The 24,734-nt window shown below is 70.3% G+C and carries 18 protein-coding genes; 2 read left to right on the forward strand and 16 right to left on the reverse strand.

The features are described 5' to 3' along the window. Positions 1-22: 22 nt before the first annotated feature. From BH708_RS05400 to BH708_RS05435, 8 genes are all read right to left on the reverse strand, one after another. Entirely contained in the window at positions 23-3,790 is a 3,768-nt protein-coding gene (locus BH708_RS05400; protein WP_076807211.1) for a nitrate reductase subunit alpha, read from the reverse strand. 49 nt (positions 3,791-3,839) lie between these two features. Beyond that, positions 3,840-5,093, reverse strand: a complete 1,254-nt coding sequence (locus tag BH708_RS05405; protein WP_076807213.1) for an MFS transporter — start codon at positions 5,091-5,093, stop codon at positions 3,840-3,842. 279 nt (positions 5,094-5,372) lie between these two features. Next, positions 5,373-5,909, reverse strand: a complete 537-nt coding sequence (locus BH708_RS05410; RefSeq protein ID WP_076807215.1) for a glycine cleavage system protein R — start codon at positions 5,907-5,909, stop codon at positions 5,373-5,375. A 49-nt stretch (positions 5,910-5,958) separates the two neighbouring features. Continuing rightward, positions 5,959-7,578, reverse strand: a complete 1,620-nt coding sequence (gene cimA, locus BH708_RS05415; RefSeq protein ID WP_076807217.1) for a citramalate synthase — start codon at positions 7,576-7,578, stop codon at positions 5,959-5,961. A 19-nt stretch (positions 7,579-7,597) separates the two neighbouring features. After that, positions 7,598-8,689, reverse strand: coding sequence for a branched-chain amino acid aminotransferase (locus tag BH708_RS05420; protein ID WP_076807219.1), 1,092 nt, complete (start codon positions 8,687-8,689; stop codon positions 7,598-7,600). A gap of 38 nt (positions 8,690-8,727) precedes the next feature. Beyond that, positions 8,728-9,804: a 3-isopropylmalate dehydrogenase gene (locus tag BH708_RS05425; protein ID WP_076807220.1), complete on the reverse strand. Its 1,077-nt coding sequence runs from the start codon at positions 9,802-9,804 to the stop codon at positions 8,728-8,730. A gap of 56 nt (positions 9,805-9,860) precedes the next feature. After that, positions 9,861-11,468 carry a phosphoglycerate dehydrogenase gene (gene serA / locus BH708_RS05430; protein ID WP_076807222.1) on the reverse strand — a complete coding sequence of 536 codons (1,608 nt, stop codon included), beginning with the start codon at positions 11,466-11,468 and terminating at the stop codon, positions 9,861-9,863. A gap of 132 nt (positions 11,469-11,600) precedes the next feature. Further along, on the reverse strand, positions 11,601-12,593 hold the full coding sequence (locus tag BH708_RS05435; protein ID WP_076807224.1) for a TetR/AcrR family transcriptional regulator: 993 nt from the start codon (positions 12,591-12,593) through the stop codon (positions 11,601-11,603). Between the two features lie 147 nt (positions 12,594-12,740). Here BH708_RS05435 and BH708_RS05440 point away from each other — a divergent pair, with 147 nt between their 5' ends. Together BH708_RS05440 and BH708_RS05445 are read left to right on the forward strand one after the other, a co-directional pair. Next, entirely contained in the window at positions 12,741-13,619 is an 879-nt protein-coding gene (locus tag BH708_RS05440) for an ABC transporter ATP-binding protein (RefSeq protein ID WP_076807226.1), read from the forward strand. After that, complete coding sequence (locus BH708_RS05445; protein ID WP_083713306.1) at positions 13,616-14,434, forward strand: ABC transporter permease; 819 nt, start codon at positions 13,616-13,618, stop codon at positions 14,432-14,434. The genes BH708_RS05440 and BH708_RS05445 overlap by 4 nt, the downstream gene beginning before the upstream one ends. A 126-nt stretch (positions 14,435-14,560) precedes the next feature. Here the strand turns inward: BH708_RS05445 and ilvC are convergent, their stop codons facing one another. The 8 genes from ilvC to gatA all read right to left on the reverse strand — a co-directional run bounded on the left by ilvC (position 14,561) and on the right by gatA (position 24,734). Continuing rightward, a complete protein-coding gene (gene ilvC / locus BH708_RS05450; protein WP_076807227.1) occupies positions 14,561-15,592 on the reverse strand; it encodes a ketol-acid reductoisomerase in 1,032 nt (343 codons plus the stop codon). A gap of 177 nt (positions 15,593-15,769) precedes the next feature. Further along, positions 15,770-16,285, reverse strand: a complete 516-nt coding sequence (gene ilvN / locus BH708_RS05455; protein WP_076810842.1) for an acetolactate synthase small subunit — start codon at positions 16,283-16,285, stop codon at positions 15,770-15,772. 50 nt (positions 16,286-16,335) lie between these two features. Continuing rightward, positions 16,336-18,093, reverse strand: coding sequence for an acetolactate synthase large subunit (locus BH708_RS05460; protein ID WP_076807229.1), 1,758 nt, complete (start codon positions 18,091-18,093; stop codon positions 16,336-16,338). Positions 18,094-18,418: 325 nt separating this feature from the next. Continuing rightward, a complete protein-coding gene (gene ilvD / locus BH708_RS05465) occupies positions 18,419-20,251 on the reverse strand; it encodes a dihydroxy-acid dehydratase (RefSeq protein ID WP_076807231.1) in 1,833 nt (610 codons plus the stop codon). A gap of 64 nt (positions 20,252-20,315) precedes the next feature. After that, complete coding sequence (locus BH708_RS05470; protein ID WP_083713309.1) at positions 20,316-20,849, reverse strand: DUF664 domain-containing protein; 534 nt, start codon at positions 20,847-20,849, stop codon at positions 20,316-20,318. A 1-nt stretch (position 20,850) separates the two neighbouring features. Next, the gene (locus tag BH708_RS19755) at positions 20,851-21,129 is read right to left on the reverse strand and encodes a hypothetical protein (protein WP_216639502.1); all 279 of its coding nucleotides are present in this window, start codon (positions 21,127-21,129) and stop codon (positions 20,851-20,853) included. 558 nt (positions 21,130-21,687) lie between these two features. Further along, the gene (gatB, locus tag BH708_RS05480; RefSeq protein WP_076807234.1) at positions 21,688-23,211 is read right to left on the reverse strand and encodes an Asp-tRNA(Asn)/Glu-tRNA(Gln) amidotransferase subunit GatB; all 1,524 of its coding nucleotides are present in this window, start codon (positions 23,209-23,211) and stop codon (positions 21,688-21,690) included. Beyond that, positions 23,208-24,734, reverse strand: a complete 1,527-nt coding sequence (gatA, locus tag BH708_RS05485; RefSeq protein ID WP_076807236.1) for an Asp-tRNA(Asn)/Glu-tRNA(Gln) amidotransferase subunit GatA — start codon at positions 24,732-24,734, stop codon at positions 23,208-23,210. Before gatA ends, gatB begins: the two co-directional genes overlap by 4 nt.

Raw genomic sequence — 24,734 nt, forward strand, 5'->3', positions numbered from 1 at the left:
CTCTGTGTTCGTCGGGCCGGGCTCAGTACTCGACGGGGGCCGTGCGCTTGCGGATCATCGTGACCTCGTCGCGCTGGTTCCCCGTCGGGCCGTAGTAGTTGAAGGCGAAGGACAGCTGCGCGTACCCGCCGATCAGGTGCGAGGGCTTGATCATGATGCGGGTCAGCGAGTTCGTGATCCCACCCCGCGTGCCGTCGCGTTCGGTCCGCGGGACGTTCACCGTCCGCTCCTGGCCGTGGTGCATGAACGCCGTGCCCCGGGGCATGCGGTGGCTGACCACCGCCCGGGCCGAGACCACACCGTTGCGGTTGGTGGCCTCGACCCAGTCGTTGTCGGTGATGCCGACGGCCTCCGCGTCCTCGACGCTCATCCAGATGCTCTGCCCGCCGCGGGACAGGTTCATCATGAAGAAGTTCTCCTGGTACATCGAATGGATCGCCCACTTGTTGTGCGGGGTCAGGTAGCGCACGGAGATCGAGGTGCCGTCGACGGCACCCGGAGCCTGCTCGCCGAACAGAGCGGTCATGTCCAGCGGCGGGCGGAAGACCGGCAGGGCCTCCCCCATCTCCAGCATCCAATCGTGGTCGAGGTAGTAGTGCTGGCGCCCGGTCAGGGTGTGCCAGGGCTTCTTGCGCTCGACGTTGATCGTGAACGGGCTGTAGCGCCGCCCTCCGCTCTCGGAGCCCGACCACTCCGGACTGGTGATCACCGGGGCCGGGGCCGCTTTGGTGTCGGCGAAGTGGATCTGCTTGCCCTCGTGCTCGGCGGCGAGGTCGTGCAAGCGGGTGCCGGTGCGCTTCTCGAGCGTCTTGAAGCCCTCGGTGGCCATGTGCCCGTTGGTCGTCCCCGACAGGCCCAGGATGAACTCGCAGGCGTCCAGGTCCGTGACGAGCTTGGGACGCCCCGCCGCGGGCCCCGTGCGGTGGATGCCGTTGAGCCGGCCGAGCTCAGCGACGTAATCCGTCACGTCGTAGGTGAGTCCCTTGGTGGCCATGCCCTTCTCCTCGAGGAGAGGACCGATCGAGGTGTACTTGGCGTGGATCTGGGAGTAGTCGCGCTCGACCTCCACCAGGGCCGGCATGGTCAGGCCCGGGATCGCCTCGCACTCTCCCTTCCTCCAGTCCCGCACCCGCCCGTGCGGCGTGGCCATCGCTCCCGGGGAGTCGTGCTGCAGCGGGAAGGCGACCACGTCCGTGCGAGTGCCCAGATGGGTCTCGGCGAGGGCGCTGAAGCGCTCCGCGATCGTCGACCAGGTCTCCCAGTCGGTGCGCGACTCCCAGGGGTTGGAGATCGCGGGGTTGAACGAATGGACGAAGGGGTGCATGTCCGTGGTGGAGAGATCGTGCTTCTCGTACCAGGTGGAGGCCGGCAGCACCACATCGGAGTGCAGGGTGTGGCTGGTCATCCGGAAATCGAGGGTGAGCAGCAGATCGACCTTGCCGATCGGGGCGTCCTCCCGCCAGCGCACGCCCTTCGGGCGGAACTGCTCGGGCGTCTCCTCCTCCGCGGCGGAGCTGTCGACGCCCAGCAGATGGCGGAAGAAGTACTGGTCGCCCTTGGCGGAGGAGCCCAGAGTGTTCGCCCGCCAGATCGACCAGATCCGCGGGAAGTTCTCCGAGGCATCGGGGTCCTCGGCGGCGAAGTTGATGCCGCCGTTCTTGAGTTGGTCGACCAGGTACGGGATCGTCTCCTCCCCCGCCTCCGCGGCCCGGTCCGCCACGTCCAGCGAGTTGATGTCGAACTGCGGGTAGAAGGGCTGCCAGCCCAGCCGCTGGGACAGGGCGATGGCGTCGGCGGTGGTCATGTCCGCGAAGGCGCCCGCCCCGGTGGTCGCGGCCAGCGTGTCCGCGCCGAAGCGGTCGTACCTCCATTGGTCGGCGTGCATGTACCAGTACGTGGTCTGGCACATCTGCCGGGGCGGGCGCGACCAGTCCAGGGCGTTGGCCAGGTGCGACCAGCCGGTGATGGGACGGACCTTCTCCTGACCGACGTAGTGGGCCCAGCCGCCGCCGTTGACGCCCTGGGTGCCGCACAGGTTCGTCAGCGTCAGGAAGGAGCGGTAGATGGTGTCGGAGTGGAACCAGTGGTTGGTCCCGGCACCCATGATGATCATCGAGCGACCGCCGGAGTCGATCGCGTTCTGCGCGAACTCCCGGGCGATGCGGGCGGCGGCCGGGCCCGGCACACCCGTGATCGTCTCCTGCCAGGCCGGGGTGTACAGGGCGTCGGCATCGTCGAGGCCGCTCGCCCAGCTGCCGGGCAGACCCTCGCGGCCCACGCCGTACTCGGCCAGCAGCAGATCGAACACGGTGGTGACCGTGCGGCCGTCGATGGTGCGCACGGGAACGCCGCGCGGCACGTCGCCGCGGCCGCCCTGACCGGCCGTGTCGAAGCGCGGCAACAGCACCTCGGCGACGTCCTCGTGGTGGCCCAGCAGGCTCAGCGCCGGGTCGAGATCGCCGAGTTCGAGGTTCCAGCGGCCCTCGCCATCGGCGGAGAAGCGGTGTCCGAGGGTGCCGCCCGGCACCGCGGCCCGGTGCGCGACGAGGTCGTACAGCATCGGCTTGAAATCGGCGTGCTCGGTATCGGCCTCGTCGCTATGAGCGCTGCCGAGATCGGAGGCGACCAGGAACTTGCCCGGCACCAGGGTGCCGTCCCCGCGCCGCTCCAGCTGCACGAGGAAGGGCAGATCGGTGTACTGCTTCGAGTACGCCTGGAAGGAGGGCACCTGCTTCTCGACATAGAACTCGCGCAGGATCGTGTGGCCCATCGCCATCGCCAGCGCCGCGTCCGTGCCGGGGTGCGGGGCGAGCCATTCGTCGGCGAACTTGACCGATTCCGCGTAGTCGGGGGCGACCGAGATGACCTTCTGCCCGCGATAGCGCGCCTCGGTCATCCAGTGCGCGTCGGGCGTCCGCGTCAGGGGGACGTTCGAACCCCACATGATCAGATAGGCCGCATCCCACCAGTCGCCGGACTCCGGAACGTCGGTCTGGTCCCCGAACACCTGGGGCGAGGCAGGCGGCAGATCGGCGTACCAGTCGTAGAAGGACAGCATGGAGCTGCCGATGAGCTGGTGGAACCGGGCCCCGGAGGAGAAGGAGACCTGGCTCATCGCAGGGATCGGGGAGAAACCCGTGGCCCGGTCGGGCCCGTACTCCTTGATCGTGTGCACGTAGGCGGCGGCCACCATCTCGACGGCTTCGTCCCATGAGGCCCGCACCAGGCCGCCCTTGCCGCGCGCCCGCTTGTAGCGCATCGCCTTGGCCGGATCGGAGACGATCGCCTTCCAGGCCTCGACGGGATCGTGGCCGGGGGCCTTCGCCTTCTCCTCGCGGTACAGCCGCAGCAGCTCGGAACGCACGTAGGGGTAGCGCACCCGGGTCGGGGAATAGGTGTACCAGGAGAAGGAGGCGCCGCGGGGGCAGCCGCGCGGTTCGTACTCCGGCTTGTCCGGGCCCACCGAGGGGTAGTCGGTCTCCTGGGACTCCCAGGTGATCACGCCGTCCTTGACGTAGACCTTCCAGGAGCACGAGCCGGTGCAATTGACGCCATGGGTGGAACGGACGACCTTGTCATGGCTCCAGCGCTCGCGGTAGAAGGAGTCGCCGCTGCGGCCGCCCACGCGGTGGGTCTCGCGATTGTCGTCGGTGATCTTCTCCGAACGGCTGAACATCTTCCGCGCGCCGATGAGCGCGTCGAACAGCGGGGAGTCGACTCCGGCAGGCGCCTGCTTCCCCTGTTGCGGATCCTGCGGTGTCCGGCGGATGTCGGGATCGTGGACTGTCATGGGTGATCTCCTCTGCGGGACGGGACGACGGGCGCGGGCGGTGGGTGCGCTAGGAGGTGCTGGACGCGTCGGAGGCGGACGTTCGGGCGCCGCGCGCGACCATGACGGTCACGCCCACGGCGCCGAGGGTTGCCAGGAGCAGCAGCGCGACCCCGACGGAGTAGCTGCCGCTGAGGCTGTAGACCGCCGCCATCGCCAGCGGCGGGACGAATCCGCCCAGGCCGCCGGCGGCGCCGACGAAGCCGGTGACCGAGCCGACGATCGAGGGGTCGCTGGTCTGGGAGACCAGGGCGAACACGGCGCCGGAGCCGAGGCCGAGTCCTGCCGCCATGACGATGAAGTCGACGGTGCCCACGGGCATCAGCGGCGGCTGGAAGGCGAGCATGAGGGCTGCCAGGGCGACCGCGCAGTAGGAGATCAGCAGAGTCCGGGAGGCACCGAGGCGATCGGAGAGGATGCCGCCGAGGGGACGCATGATCACCGCGACGATCACGAACCCGGCCATCCGGAAGGAGGCGTCGGTGGCGGCGAGCCCGTACCAGTTCTGCAGCATGGTGGGCAGGAAGACGGAGAAGGCGACGTATCCCCCGAAGGACAGGGCGTACAGGTAGCACGCCTGCCAGGTGACCGTGAGCTTCATGACCGCCGCCGACTGGGCGAGGATGCTCTTGCGCGAGGGCTTCCAGGTGGGGGCATTGCGCATCAGCAGCCGGCCCACCACGGCATAGGCGACCAGGGCCGCGGCGGTGATCACGAAGGGGACGCTGTCGCCGAACGCGTCGAGCAGCGGGACGGTCGTGAAGGCGCTGATCGCGGTGCCGCCCATGCCCGCGCCGTACAGGCCCGTGGCCATGCCGCGCTTGGCGGGCGGGAACCAGGAGTTCACGTACGGCACACCGATCGCGAACGTGGTCCCGGCAATCCCGAGGAAGAATCCGCCGATCAGCAGGGAGGGGTACGTATATTGCCCGAAGAATCCCAGGTACAGCACAGGAATGACGGTGGCCAGCGAGACCAGCGGGAACATCGCATGACCCCCGAAGCGGTCGCTCAGGGCGCCCATGACGATGCGGCCCAGCGATCCGACCAGCACCGGGATCGCCACGATCAGCGAGGCGTCCGCGGTCAGACCGCGCTCCACGTAGACCGGTCCCAGCGGGCTGAGCAGTGCCCACGCCCAGAAGTTGACGACGAATCCGAGGGTGACCAGGGCCAGGGCCCGCCAAGCGCCAGGCGGTACGGCTTCAGGGTCGGCGGGGGCGGCGGCTGTCGGGGATGACGGGGACGGGGCGGACGATGACATCGAGGTTCTCCACGCTCGGGGACGAGTGCGGACGCCCAGGTGACCCTGAACACCGCGCGACTCGAGGATCGGCTGGAGTCAGCTTCCAGGACCCACGGCCTCAGACTAGAGGACATAGGTCCCGAACAGCACCCGTTCCGGCCAGGATTCTGGCGGGCCCCGGAGAACAGGGACCCAGGTCCCGCAGAATTCCCGACAAATCGAAATTACGAAACGTCAGCAGTTCAAAATTCGCGCAAGTGCACGCTGGGATGCCGGCTCACTCCGGTCCTCAGCGGGTCAGTCCGCGGCGTCGAGCTCGAGGTCGACCATGAGCTCCGCGGCGATCCTCTCGAGCGCTTCGCGGACCTCGTCCGCCTCGACGCCACCGGGCAGTCGTACCTCGGCCTCTGCCTCGAACAGCATGCCGCCGCCTTCGGGAGCCTCCCGGGCCCAGCTGCGCAGCGCGTCGATGGTGGCGCCCTGGGAGGTGAGTGCCGAGGTGACCTCTCGGACCATGCCGGTGCGGTCCTGCCCCAGCAGGCGCAGCTGGAAGGCGACCCCGTCGACCGCCCGTGCCGCCCCGGAACCGTCGGCGCCCGCTGCGCTCGCCTCCACGTCCAGGCCCACCGAGTCGGCGAGGGCGGGCAGCGCGGCGAGGAAGGCCTCGACCTCGGCGCCCGGCAGATCGACCTGGACGATGCCGGCGAACTTCCCGGCCAACAGAGCGAGCTGGCTGTCGACCCAGTTCCCTCCGTGCTCGTCGACGGCGGCGGCGAGGGCGGCGACGAGGCCGGGGCGGTCGTCTCCGATGGCGGTGAGCACGTAGGTCGTCATGTGCCCAGGCTAACCTCTCGCCGTGCGGACGAAGAGGCCTCGGACGGGATCAGACTCCCGACTTGTACAGCCCGTACGCATAGGCGTCGAAGATCGCCTCCCAAGAGGCCTCGATGACGTTCGGCCCCACCCCCACGGTCTGGAACTCGAGGCCGCGGCCCGACGTGCGCACCAGCACCCTCGTGGTGGCGTCGGTGCCATGATGCGCGTCCAGGATCCGCACCTTGAAGTCCTGCAGCTCGAACTCGTCGACCATCGGGAACCGGTCACGCAGCGCCGCCCGCAGGGCGAGGTCCAGGGCGTTGACCGGCCCATTGCCTTCGGCGATGGCCACCTTGCGCTCCCGCTCGCCCTGGGCGTCGCCGACCAGCTTGACCGTCGCCTCGGTCTCCAGCGAGCCGTCACGGCCCTGCTGGGAGGTGGCGCGCCAGGACTCCACCTCGACGTAGCGCGGCACCTCGCCGAGCTGATCCAGCAGCAGCAGCTCGAAGGAGGCATCGGCCGCCTCGTAGGAGTAGCCCACCGCCTCGCGCTGTTTGACCGTGGTGGCCAGGCGGGAGAGCAGGTCGGGGTCGCCGGCGAGATCGAAGCCGAGCTCACGGCCCTTGAGCTCGATGGAGGCACGGCCGGCCATGTCCGAGATGATCATGCGCATGTCGTTGCCGATGGCGCGCGGATCGATGTGCTGGTACAGGTCAGGGTCCACGCGGATCGCGCTGGCGTGCAGCCCGGCCTTGTGGGCGAAGGCGCTCGCGCCGACATACGGGGCGCGCGGGGTGACCGGCATGTTCACGATCTCTCCGATCGCGTGCGCGATGCGGGTGGTCTCCGCGAGGGTCTCCGGCGGCACCAGGGCCACGTCCATCTTCAGTTGCAGGTCCGTGAGCAGGGTCAGCAGGTCCGCGTTGCCGGTGCGCTCCCCGTAGCCGTTCACGCAGCCCTGGACGTGGGTGATCCCGGCGCGCACCGCGGTCAGCGCGTTGGCGACCGCGCACCCGGAGTCGTTATGGGTGTGGACCCCCAGCCTCGCGTCGGCGTGACCGCCGGAGGCCAGGCGGAGTCGCAGGTCCTCGACGATCTCGGTGATCTGGTGCGGGAGCATCCCGCCGTTGGTGTCACAGAGGATGACGACCTCGGCCCCGGCGTCGTAGGCGGCCAGGACCACGGACGTGGTGTAGTCGGGGTCGTGGCCGAAGCCGTCGAAGAAGTGCTCGACGTCGACGAAGACCTCGCGGCCCTGCCCCACCAGGTGTGCCACGGTCTCGGTCACCATGGCGAGGTTCTCCTCCCCCGTGGTGCGCAGCGCGCCGTGGACGTGGCGGAGGTCCGACTTGGCGACCAGGGTGATGGTCGGGGCGCCGGAGGCCAGCAGCGCTGCCACCTGGGAGTCCTCGGCGACGGGGACCCCGGCCTTGCGGGTGGCGCCGAAGGCGGCCAGGCGCGCGGCTGTCAGCTCGAGCTCCGCGGCCGCGCGGGCGAAGAACTCGGTGTCCCGGGGGACGGCACCGGGCCATCCTCCCTCGATGTAGGTCACGCCCAGCTCGTCCAGGAGACGGGCCACGGCGAGCTTGTCGGCGACCGAGAGGGTCAGGCCCTCCTGCTGCGAGCCGTCCCGCAGGGTGGTGTCGTAGACGTGGAACGCGGGGATCGGAGCGCTGTGCTGCGTCATGGTCATGCTCATGGACCCCTCAGACCAGCCGGGTCAGCCAGCCGTGCCGGTCCGGGACCCGGCCGTACTGGATGTCGGTGAGCTCCTGGCGCAATGCGAGGGTGACCTCGCCGGAGCCGCCGTCGCCGACGGTCCAGGAGCCGCCGTGGGCGCGGAACTCGCCGATGGGGTTGATCACCGCGGCGGTGCCGCAGGCGAACATCTCCGTGATCTCCCCCGAGCCGAGCTGGGCGAGGACCTCGCTCACGTCCAGCTTCTGCTCGATCGGCTCCAGCCCCCGATCGGCGGCCAGGCGCAGGATCGACTCGCGGGTGACGCCCTCGAGGATCGATCCGGTCAGCGTCGGGGTCAGCAGGCGCCCGTCGGCGGTGACCGCGAAGACGTTCATCCCCGAGAGCTCGTCGATGCTGGTGTGCGTCTCGGAGTCCAGGAACATGATCTCGTCGGCGCCCTGCGCGGCGGCCTCCCGCTTGCCCAGCAGGGAGGAGGCGTAGTTGCCGCCGCACTTCGCGGCCCCGGTGCCCCCCGCGCCGGCGCGGGCGTACTCGTCGGAGATCCACACGACCAGCGGCTGGACGCCGCGGGGGAAGTAGGGACCGGCCGGGGAGGCGATGACGTAGTACTCCACCGCGTGGGCGGCCCGCACCCCCAGGAACTCCTCGGAGGCGAACATGAACGGTCGCAGGTACAGCGACTCCTCGCTGGTGGCCTCGGGCACCCAGGGCTCGTCGGCCGCGGCGACGGCCCGCAGCGAGGCCAGGAAGGCCTCGGTCGGCAGCTCCGGCAGCGCGAGGCGACGGGCGGAGCGCTGGAGGCGTTCGGCGTTGCGGTCGGGGCGGAAGGTCCACACCGAGCCGTCGGCGTGGCGGAACGCCTTCAGACCCTCGAAGATCTCCTGTCCGTAGTGCAGCACCGCTGCGGCCGGGGAGAGCGAGAGCGGGCCGAACGGCACCACCTCTCCCCCGTCCCAGCCGCTGTCCTCGCGCCAGCTCGCATGGGCCATGAAGTCCGTGTAGTACTGCCCGAACCCGGGGTCCGCGAGAATCCTGGCGCGCTCGTCCTCGTCGATGCGACGAGTCCGGTCGGTCTGGGTGAAGTCGAGCGCGCTCATGGGTCTCTCCTCGGGACAGGGGTGGTCAGGTCAGTGTGTCAGCGGCCGGAGATCGCGGCCACCAGGGCGTCGCCGATCTCGGTGGTGCCGCGTGCGGCCAGGGCGTCCGAGCCGGTGCGGGCGGCGAGGTCCGATTCGACGGCGGCGCGCACCGCGGCGGCGGGCTCGACGTGACCGAGGTGGTCCAGCAGCAGGGCGACCGAGAGCACCGTGGCGGTGGGATCGGCCAGGTCCTGCCCGGCGATGTCCGGGGCCGAGCCGTGGACGGGCTCGAACATCGAGGGGTAGGCCCCCGAGGGATTGAGGTTGCCGCTCGCGGCGAGCCCGATGCCGCCGCCGACGGCCGCGGCGAGATCGGTGACGATGTCGCCGAAGAGGTTGTCGGTGACGATGACGTCGAAGCGGCCCGGATCGGTGGCGAGGTAGATCATCGCGGCATCGACGTGCGCGTAGTCCACCGCGACCTCGGGGTGCTCGGCGCCGACCTGCTCGACGATGCGGCGCCACAGGTGGCCGGCGTGGACCAGCACGTTGTGCTTGTGGACCAGGGTCAGCTTCTTGCGGCGCCGCTCGGCCTGCTCGAAGGCGTAGCGGACCACTCGCTCGACGCCGACGGCGGTGTTCAGGGAGACCTCGGTGGCGACCTCCAGCTCGGTGCCGGTGCGCATCGAGCCGCCGTTGCCGACGTACGGGCCCTCGGTGCCCTCGCGGACCACCAGGAAGTCCATGTCCCCGGGATCGACGAGCGGGGAGGGCACACCCGGCAGCAGCTTCGTGGGACGCAGGTTCACGTAGTGGTCGAAGCCGAAGCGGAGCTTCAGCAGCAGCCCCCGCTCGAGCACGCCCGAGGGGACGTCGGGGTCGCCCACGGCGCCCAGCAGGATCGCGTCGTGCTCGGCCAGGGCCGTCATGTCCTCGTCCGTGAGGGCCTCACCGGTGCGGTGCCAGCGCCCGGCGCCGAGGTCGAACTCGGTGGTCGCGACGCTCACGCCGGCGGGCTCCAGCGCCGCGCGCAGGGCGCGCACGCCCTGGGGGACGACCTCCTTGCCGATGCCGTCGCCCTCGATGACGGCGAGCTTCAGAACGGGCGGGACGGGGGCATCGATATCACTCATGGGAACTCCGGTTCATGGTCGTCGCGGGAAGCGGTTCGTCGGACGCGGGCGGCGGGTCAGTAGACGAGGTCGACGGCGTGGGTGGCGTGGGCGCCGATCCGCTCGCCGATCCGCTCGGCCAGATCGCGGTCGACGGACTCGTCGAGGTCGAGCACCACGAGGGCCTCGGCCCCGCGGACGTTGCCCTTGCGGGAGACCTGCATGCCGGCGATGTTCACGCCGGCCTCGCCCAGCCCGGCGCCGTACTGGCCGATCAGGCCGGGGCCGTCGTCGTAGCGGATCAGCAGCAGGTGGTCGCTCAGCGGCACGTCCAGGGCGTGGCCGGCCACCTCCGTGAGCTTGTGCTCCTGGTCGACGCCGCTGAGGGTGCCGGAGACGGAGACGACCTCGCCACCGCGCAGGGTGCCGCGCAGGGTGATCACGTTGCGGAAGCGTTCCGAGGTCTCGTCGGTCACCAGCTGCACGGTGATGCCGCGCTCCTCGGCGAGGACGGGAGCGTTGACGTAGCTGACCTGCTCGGTCACCACGGAGCGGAAGGCACCGCGCAGGGCGGAGAGCTTCAGGGCGGTCACGTCGCGGGAGGCGATCTCGCCGTGCACCTCGATGTCGAGCAGCTCGGGCGATTCCCCGGCGATGGCGGTGAACAGCTGGCCGAGCCGGTCGGCGAGGGCCACGCCGGGGCGGACCTCGTCGTCGATCGCCCCGCCGGCGACGTTCACCGCGTCCGGGACGAGCTCGCCGGCCAGTGCCAGGCGGACGGACTTCGCCACGGCGACGCCGGCCTTCTCCTGGGCCTCGGCCGTGGACGCCCCCAGGTGCGGGGTGAGCGTGATGGACTCGAGCTCGAGCAGGCGCTGAGCGGTCTCGGAGGACGCGGGCGGCTCGGAGGTGTACACGTCCAGCCCGGCGCCGGCGATGCGACCGGTGGACAGCGCCTCGTACAGCGCGTCCTCGTCGATCAGACCGCCGCGCGCCGCGTTGACGATGTGCAGAGAGGGCTTGGCCAGCGCGAACTGCTCGGCGCCGATCAGGCCGGTGGTCTCGGGGGTCTTGGGCATGTGGACGGTGACCACGTCGGCCTCGGCCATGAGCTCGTCGAGCTCCACCACGCGGGCACCGAGCTCGGCGGCCCGGGTGTGGCTGACGTACGGGTCGTAGGCGAGCAGCTGCACACCGAAGGGGGAGAGCCGCTCGGCGACCAGCTGGCCGATGCGGCCGAAGCCCACCACACCGACGGTCTTGCCCAGCAGCTCGACGCCGGTGAGCTGCTTGCGCTCCCAGCGGCCCGCCTTCACGGAGGCGTCGGCGCGGCCGAGGTTGCGCAGCGAGGCCAGGATCAGGGTCACGGCGAGCTCGGCCGCCGAGACGATGTTGGAGGTGGGGGCGTTGATGACCATGACCCCGGCGGCGGTGGCGGCCGCGACCTCGACGTTGTCCAACCCGACCCCCGCCCGGGCCACGACCTTCAGCTGCTTCGCCGCCGCGAACACCTCGGCGTCGACCTGGGTCGCGGAGCGGACCAGCAGGGCGTCGGCCCCGGAGACGGCGTCGAGGAGGGCGGCACGGTCCGTGCCGTCGACATGGCGGACGTCGGCATCGTCGCCGAAGACCTCGATGGTGGCGGGCGAGAGTTCTTCGGCGAGCAGCACGACGGGTCGCGTCATGGGATGTACCTCCGGGTCGGGTGACGACGGCCGGACGTGCCGTCGCCCGGGCCGAGGAGAGCCTACGCCGCTGTCCGCCATGCGGTCATCTCAATCAGGATGCGAGACGGCTTCCTCGGGCCGCGGTCACCCTCACTCCTCGTGCGACGCCTTCTTCGCCACGGCCTTGGCCGCCTCCTTGGCTGTCTCTTTGGCCCGCACCTTCGCGCGATCGCGGTCCGCCCGCACGCGCCCCTCCCGCTTCTCAAGATCGCGCGCCCGGCGCTGGGTGGCCTTGCGCAGCGCGATCACCGAGGCGAGGTCGGCCTCCGCGGCCGCCAGCGCCTGCTCGGGGTCGCGTGCCGGGTCGGCGGGAGCGGCCGCCCGCTCCTGCGCCCGACGATCTCCCTCGAACGCCCGCTCGATGCCCGGCATGAGCAGCGAAAGCGCGACGGTGACGTCCTCGGCGTCGTCCGCATCCCGGCCGTCGGGCCCCTCGTTCCCGAAGTACGCGCCGGATTCGATGACGGCCTGGGCATCGGGGAACCGCCCGTCGGCGACGATCTCCTGCAGCAGGTGCCGCGTCGCCAGGACGTCGTCGGCCTCCTCCCGCGCCATCTCCCGGCCCAGCGAGGCGAATCCGCGGGCGTTGACCGCCAGCAGCATCAACACCCCCAGCTTGTCGCCGGCGGTGGCGGGCAGCGACCGCATCGCCCGCATCCCGGCGTCCACGGCACGGACCTGACCCGGCATGAGCAAGGTCTCGCGGGCCAGCGGGATGTCCAGGGACCACGGATGGCTCCGGTAGCAGCCGACCATGATCCGCGTCCACTGCTCGAGGCCGGCGCGCCAGTCCTCGTCGTCGACCGCCCACGTCTCGCCCGCGGCGATCCCGTCGAGCATCAGCCGCTGGAGATCGTCCTTCGAGGAGACGTAGCGGTACAGCGCCATGGTCGTGAAGTCGAAGGCCCGGGCGACGCGCTGCATCGTCACCGCGGCGAGACCTTCGGCATCGGCGATCTCGATCGCGGCCTCGACGATGCGTTCGTGATTCAGCTCGCGCCGGGGTCCGCGCTGCGGTGCCGCCGCGAGGCCCCAGGCCATCGCCACCAGCCGGGAGGCCCCGTCATGATCCTGCCCTGCCATCCTCGCTCCTCCTCCTGCTCGCCGAGAGCTCGGCCCTCAGCGTACGTCACACACAGTTCTTGCACCCTCCCCGTTGCGCCATCACTGCGTACACTCCATACTGTTTATGTCGCATACAGCGTGCGACGCACACAGATCGGAGTGACCATGGGCCCCACCCTCGAGATCTCCGGGATCACGAAGTCCTATCGCGATCCCGTGCTGGATCATCTCGACCTCACCCTCGACGGCGGCGTGTTCGCCCTGCTCGGCCCCAACGGCGCGGGCAAGACCACCCTCGTCTCGATCCTCACCACCCTCGTGCGCCCGGACTCCGGCAGCGCGCACATCGCGGGCGTGGACGTGGTCCGCGCCCCGCGCGAGGCCCGGCGCCTCATCGCCGCCACCGGGCAGGAGACCACGCTCGACGATCTCTTGACCGGGAGGGAGAACATCATCATGCTCGGCCGGCTCCTGGGCCTGGCACGGCAGGCGCCGCGCCGCGCGGACGAGCTGCTCGAGCAGTTCGACCTCGCACCGGCGGGGCGGCGCACCGTCGCCACCTACTCCGGCGGCATGCGGCGGCGCCTGGATCTGGCCGCCTCGCTGATCGCCCAGCCCGCGGTCCTGTTCCTGGACGAGCCCACCACCGGGCTCGACCCCGTGAGCAGACGCCGCGTCTGGGACGACGTGCGCACCCTGGCCGGCTCGGGCACCACCGTCTTCCTCACCACGCAGACTCTCGACGAGGCCGAGGCTCTCGCCGAGCGCATCGCCGTGCTCCGGGACGGGAGGCTCGTGGCGGACGGCACCGCCGCCGAGCTCACCGCAGCCGTCGGCGGACAGCGCCTCGTGCTGCTGGACCACGACGGCACGGAGGTGCGCGGGGTCGACACCGACGGCACCGCCGCGTCGCTGCGGGATGCCATGGCGCGGCTCGAGGACCACGAACAGGAACTGCGGGCGGAGCTGCGCTCCCCCACGCTCGACGACGCCTTCACGGCTCTGACCCAGGAGCCCTTGGACCGACAGGAGACTGCGGCATGACCTCTCTCGCCCCGGCCCCGGCGCGCACACCCCCGCCCCGCCTCGAGCGCCCCCGCCGGCTCGGCACGGGCCCTCTGCGCTCCAGCGCCGTGTTCATCGGACGCAGTCTGCGCCACAGCCTGCGCGACGGCGAGGGCCTGCTCATGGCCGTCGCCCTGCCGGTGATGCTCCTGCTGCTGTTCACCTACGTCTTCGGCGGCGCGATCATCTCCGAGGGCTACGTGGACTTCGTCGTCCCCGGCGTGATCCTCACGTGTGCCGGGTTCGGTGCCGCCTCGGTGGCCGTCTCCGTCAACCGCGATGTCACGCTCGGTGCCATGCGGCGCTTCCGCACCATGCCCATCAGCGCCGCCACGGTCCTGGCCGGGCACGTGGTGGCGAGCGTGCTGCGCAACCTCCTGGCGACCGTGATCGTGATCCTGGTGGCGCTGCTGATCGGGTTCCGGCCCACGGCGACCGTGCCGGAGTGGGTCGCCGTGCTGGGCCTGGTCGCCCTGTGGATCCTTGCGATCACCGCCCTGTTCGCCTGCATCGGTCTGGTCGCCGGGAGTCCTGAGGCCGCCAACGGGTACGGCTTCGTCCTGCTGTTCCTGCCTTACCTCTCCAGTGCTTTCGTGCCGATCGGGACGATGCCGGAGTGGCTGCAGCCGGTCGCCGCGCACCAGCCGATGGGACCGCTGGTGGACGCCTTGCGCGTGCTGCTGGTCGGGACCGGGCCGGCGCAGCTGCTGGCGCCCCTGGCCTGGAGCATCGGGATCACCGCGGGCGCCATGGTGCTCACGGCGCTCGCCTTCCGACGCAGCGGCGACCGCTGAGGGCGCTCCCGCCGCCGCAGCCGGGACCACGCCGTGGCCGTCCGACGCCGGACGACGAGGAGCCCCGCCGCGGACGATCCGGTTCGCGGCGGGGCTCCTGGGGCTCGAGAGGAGCCTCGAGGGGGCTCAGCGCGCGGCGCTGCCCTCGGTGTAATCCTCATCCAGCGCCTGGGCGCTCCAGGAGAACATCTTGCGCAGATCTCGGCCGACGGTCTCGATCTGGTGCTTCGCCTCGTTCTCGCGCAGCTGCGTGAACTCGGGCGCGCCCTTGTCCTGATCGTCGATGAAGCGCTGGGCGAAGGTGCCGTCCTGGATGTCGGACAGGATGTCCTTCATCGCATTCTTGGTCTCGGAGGTCACCACGCGCGGGCCGGAGACGTAGTCGCCGTACTCGGCGGTGTCGGAGATCGACCAGCGCTGCTTGGCGATGCCGCCCTCGTGCATGAGGTCGACGATCAGCTTCAGCTCGTGGAGCACCTCGAAGTAGGCGATCTCCGGCTGGTAGCCGGCCTCGGCGAGGGTCTCGAAGCCCGCCTGGACGAGGTGGCTCATGCCGCCGCACAGCACGGCCTGCTCGCCGAACAGGTCGGTCTCGGTCTCCTCGGTGAAGGTGGTCTTGATGACGCCGGCCCGGGTGCCGCCGATGCCCTTGGCGTAGGCGAAGGCGAGGTCCCAGGCGGAGCCGGACGCGTCCTGCTCGACGGCGACGATGTCCGGGATGCCGCGCCCGGCGACGAACTCGCGGCGCACGGTGTGGCCCGGGGCCTTCGGGGCGATCAGCAGCACGTCGACCCCGGCAGGGGCGGCGATGTACCCGAAGCGGATGTTGAAGCCGTGGGCGAAGGCGATCGCCTTGCCCCCGCTCAGGTGCGGCTCGATGGACTCGGCGAAGACCTTCCGCTGATCCTGGTCCGGCGTGAGGATCATGATGAGGTCGGCCCACTCGGAGACCTCGGCGACGGTGCCGACGCCCAGGCCCTGCTCCTCGGCCTTGGCGCGGGACGTCGAGCCCTCGCGCAGGCCGACGCGGACCTCGACGCCGCTGTCGCGCAGGTTCAGCGCGTGGGCGTGGCCCTGGGAGCCGAAGCCGATGATGGCGACCTTCTTTCCCTGGATGAGGGACAGGTCGGCGTTGTCGTCGTAGTAGATCTCGGCCACGATGTTCTCCTTCGTGTTGGGGTGCGGGGCGGTGCCGGACTGGCTGCGCCCCGGGCGACAGGTCGATCCTATCGCCGGGTGTCTTACGTGGTGAGAGGGCGTCTCAGCCATTGATAACTGCTGATCTCCTGCCGCTCGCGAGCTCGCAGGACGTCGATCAGCCCCAGAGACCACGGTTCAGCTCAGAAGACTGCGGTCGGTGATCGCCCGGCCGCCGCGGCCGATGGCGACCTCGCCGGACTTGACGATCTCGCGGACGCCGAAGGACTCCAGCATCTCCAGCAGCGCGGCGAGCTTGTCCTGCGTTCCGGTCGCCTCGACGGTCACCGAGTCGGCGGCCGCGTCGACCACCTTGGCCCGGAACATCTGGACGATCTCCAGCACCGAGGTCCGCGTGGTGTTGTCCGCGGTGACCTTGATCAGGATCAGCTCGCGCTGGACGGTCGCCCGCGCGTCGAGCTGCACGATCTTGAGCACGTTCACGAGCTTGTTGAGCTGCTTGGTGATCTGCTCGAGCCGACGCTGGTCCACGTCGACGACCACGGTGATGCGGGAGATCTCCGAATGCTCGGTCGGTCCGACCGCGAGCGAGGAGATGTTGTACCCGCGGCGCGAGAACAGCGCGGTGACGCGGGTGAGCACGCCGGGCTTGTTCTCCACCAGCACCGAGAGGGTCTGGCTGTCAGGGGTCATCACGTACTCCGAGGCGGGTGTCTTCTGGGTGGACTGGTTCATGCTCATGCTCAGATGTCCCTCTCCCACTCGGGGCTCATGCCCTGGGCGATCTGGATCTCGTCGTTGGAGACCCCCGCCGGCACCATCGGCCACACCATCGCGTCGGCGCTGACCGTGAAGTCCACGACCACGGGTCGGTCGTTGATCTCCATCGCCTGGCGGATCGTCTCGTCGATGTCCTCGTCGCGCTCGCAGCGCAGGCCGACCGCCCCGTAGGCGTCGGCGAGCTTGACGAAGTCGGGCACCCGGCGGGTGCCGTGCCCGGTGTCCAGCTCGGAGTGGGAATAGCGCTGGTCGTAGAACAGGTTCTGCCACTGGCGCACCATGCCGAGGCTGGAGTTGTTGATGATCGCGACCTTGATCGGGATGTCGTTGATGACGCAGGTCGCGAGCTCCTGATTGGTCATCTGGAAGCAGCCGTCGCCGTCGATGGACCACACGACCCGGTCAGGCCTGCCGACCTTCGCCCCCATCGCTGCCGGCACCGAGTAGCCCATGGTGCCCAGACCCCCGGAGTTGATCCAGGTGCACGGGTGCTCGTAGTGGATGAACTGGCTGGACCACATCTGATGCTGTCCCACGCCGGCGACGTAGATCGAGTCCGGACCCGAGATCGCGCCGATGCGGGAGATGACCTTCTGCGGGGCGGTGAAGCCGTCCGCGGTCTCGGTCCACCCCAGGGGGTAGGTGTCGCGGAGCATCGACAGGGTGTTCCACCAGGCCTCGTAATGGCGTTCGTCGGCCACCGCGAGCCGCTCCCGGAGCTCGGCGGTCAGGGCCCGTGCGACGTCGGCCGCCTGCCCCACGATCGGCACCGCGGCCTCGAGGTTCTTCGAGATCTCGGCCGGATCGATGTCCGCGTGGACGATCGTCGCTCCCGGGGCGAAGGACTCGAGGACCCCGGTGACGCGATCATCGAAGCGAGCGCCGATGTTGACGATGACATCCGCCCGCTGCAGCGCGGAGACCGCGGCGACGGTGCCGTGCATGCCGGGCATGCCCAGGTGGTTGGGGTGGGAGTCGGGCAGGGCACCGCGTGCCATCAGCGTGGTCACGAAGGGAGCGCCGGAGACGTCGATCAGCTCGCCGACCTCGCGGCTGGCCCGGCCGCGCATCACCCCGCCGCCGAGCAGGAACACCGGGCGCCGGGCCTCCAGCAGCAGCCGAGCGGCCTCGCGGATCTGCTTCGTATGGGGGCGGGGGTCCGGACGGTAGCCGGGCAGGTCCAGGTTCTCGGGCCAGGCGAACTCCGTCATGCCCTGCTGGGCGTCCTTGGTGACGTCCACGAGCACCGCGCCGGGCCGACCGGTCGAGGCGATGTGGAAGGCCTGCTTGATCACCTTGGGCACCTCGTCGGGGTCCCTGACCAGGAAGTTGTGCTTGGTGACCGGCATCGTCATGCCGACGATGTCGGCCTCCTGGAAGGCGTCGGTGCCGATGAACTGGGAACCGACCTGGCCGGTGATCGCGACCATCGGGATGGAGTCCATCTGCGCATCGGCGAGCGCGGTGATGAGGTTGGTGGCCCCCGGCCCCGAGGTGGCCAGGCAGACGCCGACCTTGCCGGTGGCGTGCGCATAGCCGCTCGCGGCGTGGCCGGCACCCTGCTCGTGGCGGACCAGCACGTGGCGCAGGCCCTCGGCATCCATCAGCGGGTCGTAGGTGGGCAGGATGGCACCGCCGGGGAGGCCGAAGACGACCTCTGCCCCGGCATGCTTGAGGGACTCGATCAGCGCTTGCGCGCCGGTCATCTGCTGTCCGGTCATCGGAACTCCTTCGTCGTCTCGGACGGTGGGCGTAGCGGTGGACTGCGGTGCATCCCGCGACCTCTCCCCGGGTTCCGTCGCCCCTCGAGCGGGGCACGAAAAAGCCCCTCCACCTGGGGCTCGGGGAGGGGCGCGGATGACGTCTCGTAGAGACGAACGGGCGTCAGCCGCGCTCGGTAACTACGAGAAGGATCGTCTGCATGATCCCGAGCATAGAGCCTTCGGTGCGACCTGGACCACCCGTCCGGATCGCGAGATGACACGCCAAGGGGTGAGCGGCCGCGGGCGATGCCCGGCCCGGCTGGCCGCGCATCGCCCGGGGAGATCAGTCCAGCGGCCGACGGGTGGCGCCGTAGGTCGCCGAGCGCACCAGGTGCGCGTAGACCTTCAGCGCCTGGGAGACCTGGCGCTCACGGTACGCGGGCCGCCAGGGCAGCGGGCCCTTCGCCGCGCGACGACGTGCCAGCTCCTCCTCGTCGACGTCGAGCTCCAGCAGGCGCTTGTCGACGTCCATGACGATCCGGTCGCCGTCCTCGACGAGCCCGATCAGCCCGCCCTCGGCCGCCTCCGGGGAGATGTGGCCGATGGAGACCCCGCTGGTGCCGCCGGAGAAGCGGCCATCGGTGATCAGCGCACACGTCTTGCCCAGTCCCCGTCCTTTGAGGAAGGAGGTCGGGTAGAGCATCTCCTGCATGCCGGGGCCGCCCTGGGGACCCTCGTAGCGGATCACCACGACGTCGCCGGCCTGCACCGTCTTGTCCAGGATCTTCTGGACCGCCTCCTCCTGGGAGTCGCAGACCACTGCGGTGCCCTCGAAGTGGAAGAGGTCCTCGGTGACACCTGCGGTCTTGAACACGGCGCCGTCGCGGGCCAGATTGCCCTTCAGCACGGCGAGGCCGCCGTCCTTGGTGTACGCGTGCGGGACGGCACGGACCACGCCGTTCTCACCGTCGGTGTCCAGCTCGTCCCAGGTGTTCGTGGTGGAGAAGGCCTGCGTGGTGCGCACCCCGCCGGGGGCGGCATGGAACAGCGCCTCGGCCTTCGGGGAGGCGTCGCCGCCACGGATGTCCCATTCGGCGAGCCAGCTGGAGAGGTCCGGCGAGTGCACGGTGTGGACGGTGTGGTCCAGCAGGCCCGCGCGGTCGAGCTCGCCGAGGATGGCGGGGATGCCGCCGGCGCGATGGACGTCCTCGACGTGCGCGGTGCCGTTGGGCGCGACCTTGGACAGTGTGGGCACCAGGCGCGAGATCCGGTCGATGTCGTCGAGGCCGAAGTCGACCCCGGCCTCGATCGCGACGGCGAGGATGTGCAGGATCGTGTTCGTCGACCCGCCCATGGCCACATCCATCGCCATGGCATTGGAGAACGCCGCCTTGGAGGCGATCGAACGCGGCAGCACCGACTCGTCCCCGTCCTCGTAGTAGCGCTTCGCGAGACCCACGATCGTGCGGCCGGCCTCGAGGAACAGCTCCTTGCGGAAGGCGTGGGTGGCCAACGTGGTGCCGTTGCCGGGCAGGGAGAGCCCGAGCACCTCGGTGAGGCAGTTCATCGAGTTCGCGGTGAACATGCCGGAGCAGGACCCGCAGGTGGGGCAGGCGTTCTCCTCGACCTCCGCCAGCTGGGCATCGGTGATCGAGTCGTTCGCGCTCAGCGCCATGGCGTCGACCAGGTCGATCCGGTTCTCGGTGACGCCCTCGACCGGCTTGCCCGATTCCGAGGGGCCGCCGGAGACGAACACGACCGGGATGTTCAGTCGCATCGCGGCGAGGAGGTGACCCGGGGTGATCTTGTCGCAGTTGGAGATGCACACCAGGGCGTCGGCGGTGTGGGCGTTGACCATGTACTCGATCGAGTCGGCGATGAGGTCGCGGCTGGGCAGCGAGTAGAGCATGCCGCCGTGGCCCATCGCGATGCCGTCGTCGACGGCGATGGTGTTGAACTCCTTGGAGACCCCGCCGGCCTCCGTGATGGCGCCGGCGACCAGATCACCCATGTTCTTGAGGTGGACGTGACCGGGCACGAACTGGGTGTACGAGTTCGCGATCGCGACGATCGGTTTGCCGAAGTCGGAGCCCTTCATACCGGTGGCGCGCCACAGGGCGCGGGCGCCGGCCATGTTGCGGCCGTGGGTCGAGGTGCGGGAACGGAGCTGAACCATGTCGGCATGCTACGCCGACATGCGAGATGCGAATGTCACCATCCGGACGGCGGACGGTCGGCCCTCACGGAGGGTCGTTGCCGACCAGTCCGTCGATCGCCTCGCGGATGATCGAGAGCTGACCGGTGTGCAGGAGGTTCTCTTCGAGGATGTCGACCAGGCGCCGCCGGCGGCTGACCACGTAGCCCGCGTCGCTGTCGTCGAGCACGTCGAGTCCGTCACCGGCCGCGAGCCGGGACCACTCCTCGCGACACCTCAGGATCGTCCCGTACCAGAGGTCGTAGATGCGCTCAGGCGGGACGGAGTTCGCCGCGGACCACTCCGCCCCGTACGCCGTCCACGGCTCGGGCCCCGTCGTGGGCGGGCCCGGCGGACGCCCGGCCGCCGAGGCCGTCCACGACTCCTCGACCTTCGCGAGGTGGACGATCGTGCCGGCGACGGTCACCTCGGACGGCGGGTGGCGCCGTCCGAGCTGTTCCCGGTCGAGCCCGCCGGACTTCCAGGCGAATTGGTGATGCACGCGGTCCAGGGCGAACAGGAGCATGTCCGCCTCGCCGCCCCGCAGGCACTCCTGCATCGGGATGTCGGTGTAGTCCACATCACGACGCTACTCCCCCGCGGACCGGGAGACCACTGCCCCGCTCACCCACGGTCGCGGGCCGCGCCTCCTCGGCGCGGGCCACGGGATTGTCCATCCGTCCGGCGTACAGCGGCGAGGAGGTCTGGTCGCCGAGGCCCACCAGCTGCAGCGCGTTGCGCAGCTGGAGCCGCTTCAGGCACAGGTGCCGGAAGGAGCCGGCGCGCAGGTCGACGCCACCGGCCAGACATCGGGCGAGGTCGGGATGGTCGGACTCGTACTCGTCCAGGGCCTCTGTCACCAACGCCCGGAACCTCCCGGCGGCCGAGAACTCGTGGCGGGTCCGGATGCCGGGCACCGCGAGGCGGAAGCGCCCGCCGTCAAGAGGCTCGCGAGCCAGCACCGGCTCGTGGGAGAGCTCGGAGGGCGCCTTGGCGAGCAGATCGCGCTGCGCTGTCCCGCCGATGTCGTCCCGCAGGTGCGTCGGCGCCGTGCGATCGCCCGCCGCCCCGCCCCGAGGAGGGAGCTGGCGTCCAGCCGGTGAGAAGCGCGGTGGTCGCCGGGACGGGCGACGACGGCGACGGTGCGACGCGGGTGAGCAGAAAGCCTCAGGGCCGAACCTCCGAGTCGGGAGCATCGCGACCGGCTCTTATGGTGAGGCTTGGCACCCTCGTGACGCACCTCAGATGGTGCGCACGTCGCGGCGTCCCGGGGAGATGCGCCACGATCGCGCCGAAGCGAGCAACAGGTCTGGACAGAGAGACGTGGAGGTGCCTGCGGCCCCTCGGGCGGACCTCGGAAAGCCCGTCGGCGGGGCGATCACCGTGGTGATCGCCCCGCCGACGGGCGCCGGCCCGGGTCAGTTGACGCCGAGCTTGTCCATGATGATCTCGCGCACGCGGCCGGCGTCGGCCTGACCGCGGGTGGCCTTCATGATCGGGCCGATCAGCGCGCCGACGGCCTGGACCTTCCCGCCCTGGATCTTGGCGACCACGTCGGGGTTGTCGGCGATGGCCTGATCCACGGCGCCGGTGAGCACCGAGTCGTCCGAGACGACCGCGAGGCCCTCCGACTCGACGATCGCGGTGGGGTTCCCCTGGCCCTCGAGGACCTTGGTGAGCACCTGCTTGGCGATCTTGTCGTTGATCTTCTTCGCGTCGACCAGGCCCTGCAGCTCGGCGACCTGCGCCGGCGTGATCTCCAGCTCCTCCAGCTCGACCTCGCGATCCTTGGCCACGCGGGCCAGCTCCCCCATCCACCACTTGCGGGCGCTCTGGGCGCTCGTCCCGGCGTCGACCGTGGATTCGATGAGGTCGAGGGCGTCTGCGTTGACGACGTCGCGCATCTCGAGGTCAGTGAGGCCCCACTCCCCTTTCAAGCGGCGGCGCCGGGCGGCGGGCAGCTCCGGCAGCGCGGCGCGGATCTGCTCGACCCATTCGCGGCTCGGGGCGAGAGGAACCAGATCCGGTTCCGGGAAGTAGCGGTAGTCCTCCGCGTCGGACTTCGGGCGTCCGGACGAGGTGCCGCCGGTGTCCTCGTGGAAGTGACGGGTCTCCTGGACCACGGAGCCCCCCGCGTCGAGGACCCCCGCGTGGCGGGAGATCTCGTAGCGCACGGTGCGATCGATGGACCGGAAGGAATTGACGTTCTTGGTCTCCGAGCGGGTGCCCAGCGGCGCGTCGGCGTTCTCCCGCAGGGAGACGTTGATGTCGGCCCGGACGTTGCCGCGCTCCATCCTCGCCTCGGAGACGTCCAGGGCCCGGAAGATGTCGCGCAGGGTGCGTACGTAGGCGGCGGCGACCTCGGGGGCGCGACCCTCCGTGTCCGGGATCGGCTTGGTGACGATCTCGACCAGCGGCACGCCGGCGCGGTTGTAGTCGACCTGGGAGTGCGTCGCTCCGTGGATCCGCCCGGTGGCGCCGCCGACGTGGGTGTTCTTGCCGGCGTCCTCCTCCATGTGGGCGCGCTCGATCTCGACGCGGACGATCTCGCCGTCCTCCAGCTCCACGTCGACCCAGCCGTCGTGGGCGATGGGCTCGTCGTACTGGGAGGTCTGGAAGTTCTTGGTCAGGTCCGGGTAGAAGTACTGCTTGCGCGCGAAGCGGCAGTTCTCGGCGATCGAGCAGTTCAGCGCCAGGCCGATGCGGATCGCGTACTCGACCGCCTTCGCGTTCACGACCGGAAGCGAACCGGGCAGGCCCAGCGAGGTCGGGGTGATCGCCGTGTTCGGCTCGGCGGCGAAGATGTTGGGGGCTCCGTCGAACATCTTGGTGGCCGTGCCGAGCTCGACGTGGACCTCGATGCCGAGGACCGGGTCGAAGCGCGAGATCGCCTCGTCGTAGTCGACGAGCTCGATGGGCGACGTGGGCTGGACGGTGTTCATCGCTGTGCTCCGTTCGTGAGCTCGGGGGCCTTGGCCAGCAGCGGACCGCCCCAGGAGTCCTCGAGCAGCGCCTCGAGGGCGCCGCCGACCCGGTACAGCCGCGCGTCGGCCCGGGCCGGGGCGAGGAACTGGATGCCGGCGGGCAGGCCGTCCTCGGCGAGGCCCGAGGGCACCGAGATGCCCGGGGTGCCGGCGAGGTTGGCCGGGATGGTGGCGATGTCGTTCATGTACATGGCCGTGGGATCGTCGATCTTCTCGCCGAGCCGGAAGGCGACGGTCGGGGAGGTCGGCGAGGCGAGCACGTCGACCTGCTCGAAGGCGGCGGCGAAGTCTCGCTGGACGAGGGTGCGGACCTTCTGGGCACTGCCGTAGTAGGCGTCGTAGTAGCCGGCCGACAGAGCGTAGGTGCCCAGCAGGATGCGGCGCTTGACCTCGTCGCCGAACCCGGCGCCGCGGGTGGCCTTCATGACGTTCTCGGCGGTGGGGTGGTCCTCCGGGATCACGCGCAGGCCGAAGCGCATGCCGTCGAACTTCGCGAGGTTGGAGGAGGCCTCCGAGGGCATGATCAGGTAGTAGGCGCCCAGCGCGTAGGTGAAGTTCGGGCAGGTCACGCGGACGATCTCCGCACCGGCTCGTTCGAGCTGGTCGAGGGACTCGGTGAAGCGGGCCCGGACCTCGGGGGCGAAGCCCTCGCCTTCGAGCTCCTCGATGACGCCGATGCGCAGACCCTTGACGTCCTGGCTGCGAGCGGCCGCGGTGAGGTCGGCGACCGGATCGGGCAGCGAGGTGGAGTCGTGGGGATCGTGCCCGGCGATCAGCTCGTGCAGCAGAGCGGAGTCCTCGACGGTGCGGGTGACGGGCCCGGCCTGGTCCAGCGAGCTCGCCATCGCGATCAGCCCGTAGCGGGAGACGGAGCCATAGGTGGGCTTCACGCCGACCGTGCCGGTGACGGCGCCGGGCTGACGGATGGAGCCCCCGGTGTCGGTGCCGATCGCCAGCGGTGCCTCGTAGGAGCCGACTGCTGCGGCGCTGCCGCCGCCGGAGCCGCCGGGGATGCGGTCGCGGTCCCAGGGATTGCGGGTGGGGCCGTAGGCGCTGGACTCGGTGGAGGAGCCCATCGCGAACTCGTCCATGTTCGTCTTGCCGAGGATCGGCAGGCCGGCCTTGCGCAGAGCTCTGACCAGGGTCGCGTCGTAAGGCGGGATCCAGCCCTGCAGGATCTTGGAACCCGCGGTGGTGGGCTGCCCCTCGGTGACCACGACGTCCTTGACGGCGATGGGCACCCCGGCGAGGCCGTGCAGCTCCTCGCCGGCGGCGCGGCGGGCGTCCACGTCCCGCGCGGTGGTCAGGGCCTCGTCCTGGTTGAGATGGAGGAAGGCGTTCAGCTCCCCGTCCACGGCGGCGATGCGGCCGAAGTGGGCCCGGGTGAGCTCCTCGGAGGAGACCTCCCCGGCTTCGAGCGCGGCGGCCTGGGTGGCGGCGCTGTGCCGAATGATGTCACTGGTTCTCGTCGATGCGCTCAC

Source organism: Brachybacterium sp. P6-10-X1, from assembly GCF_001969445.1.
Taxonomy (GTDB): Bacteria; Actinomycetota; Actinomycetes; order Actinomycetales; family Dermabacteraceae; genus Brachybacterium.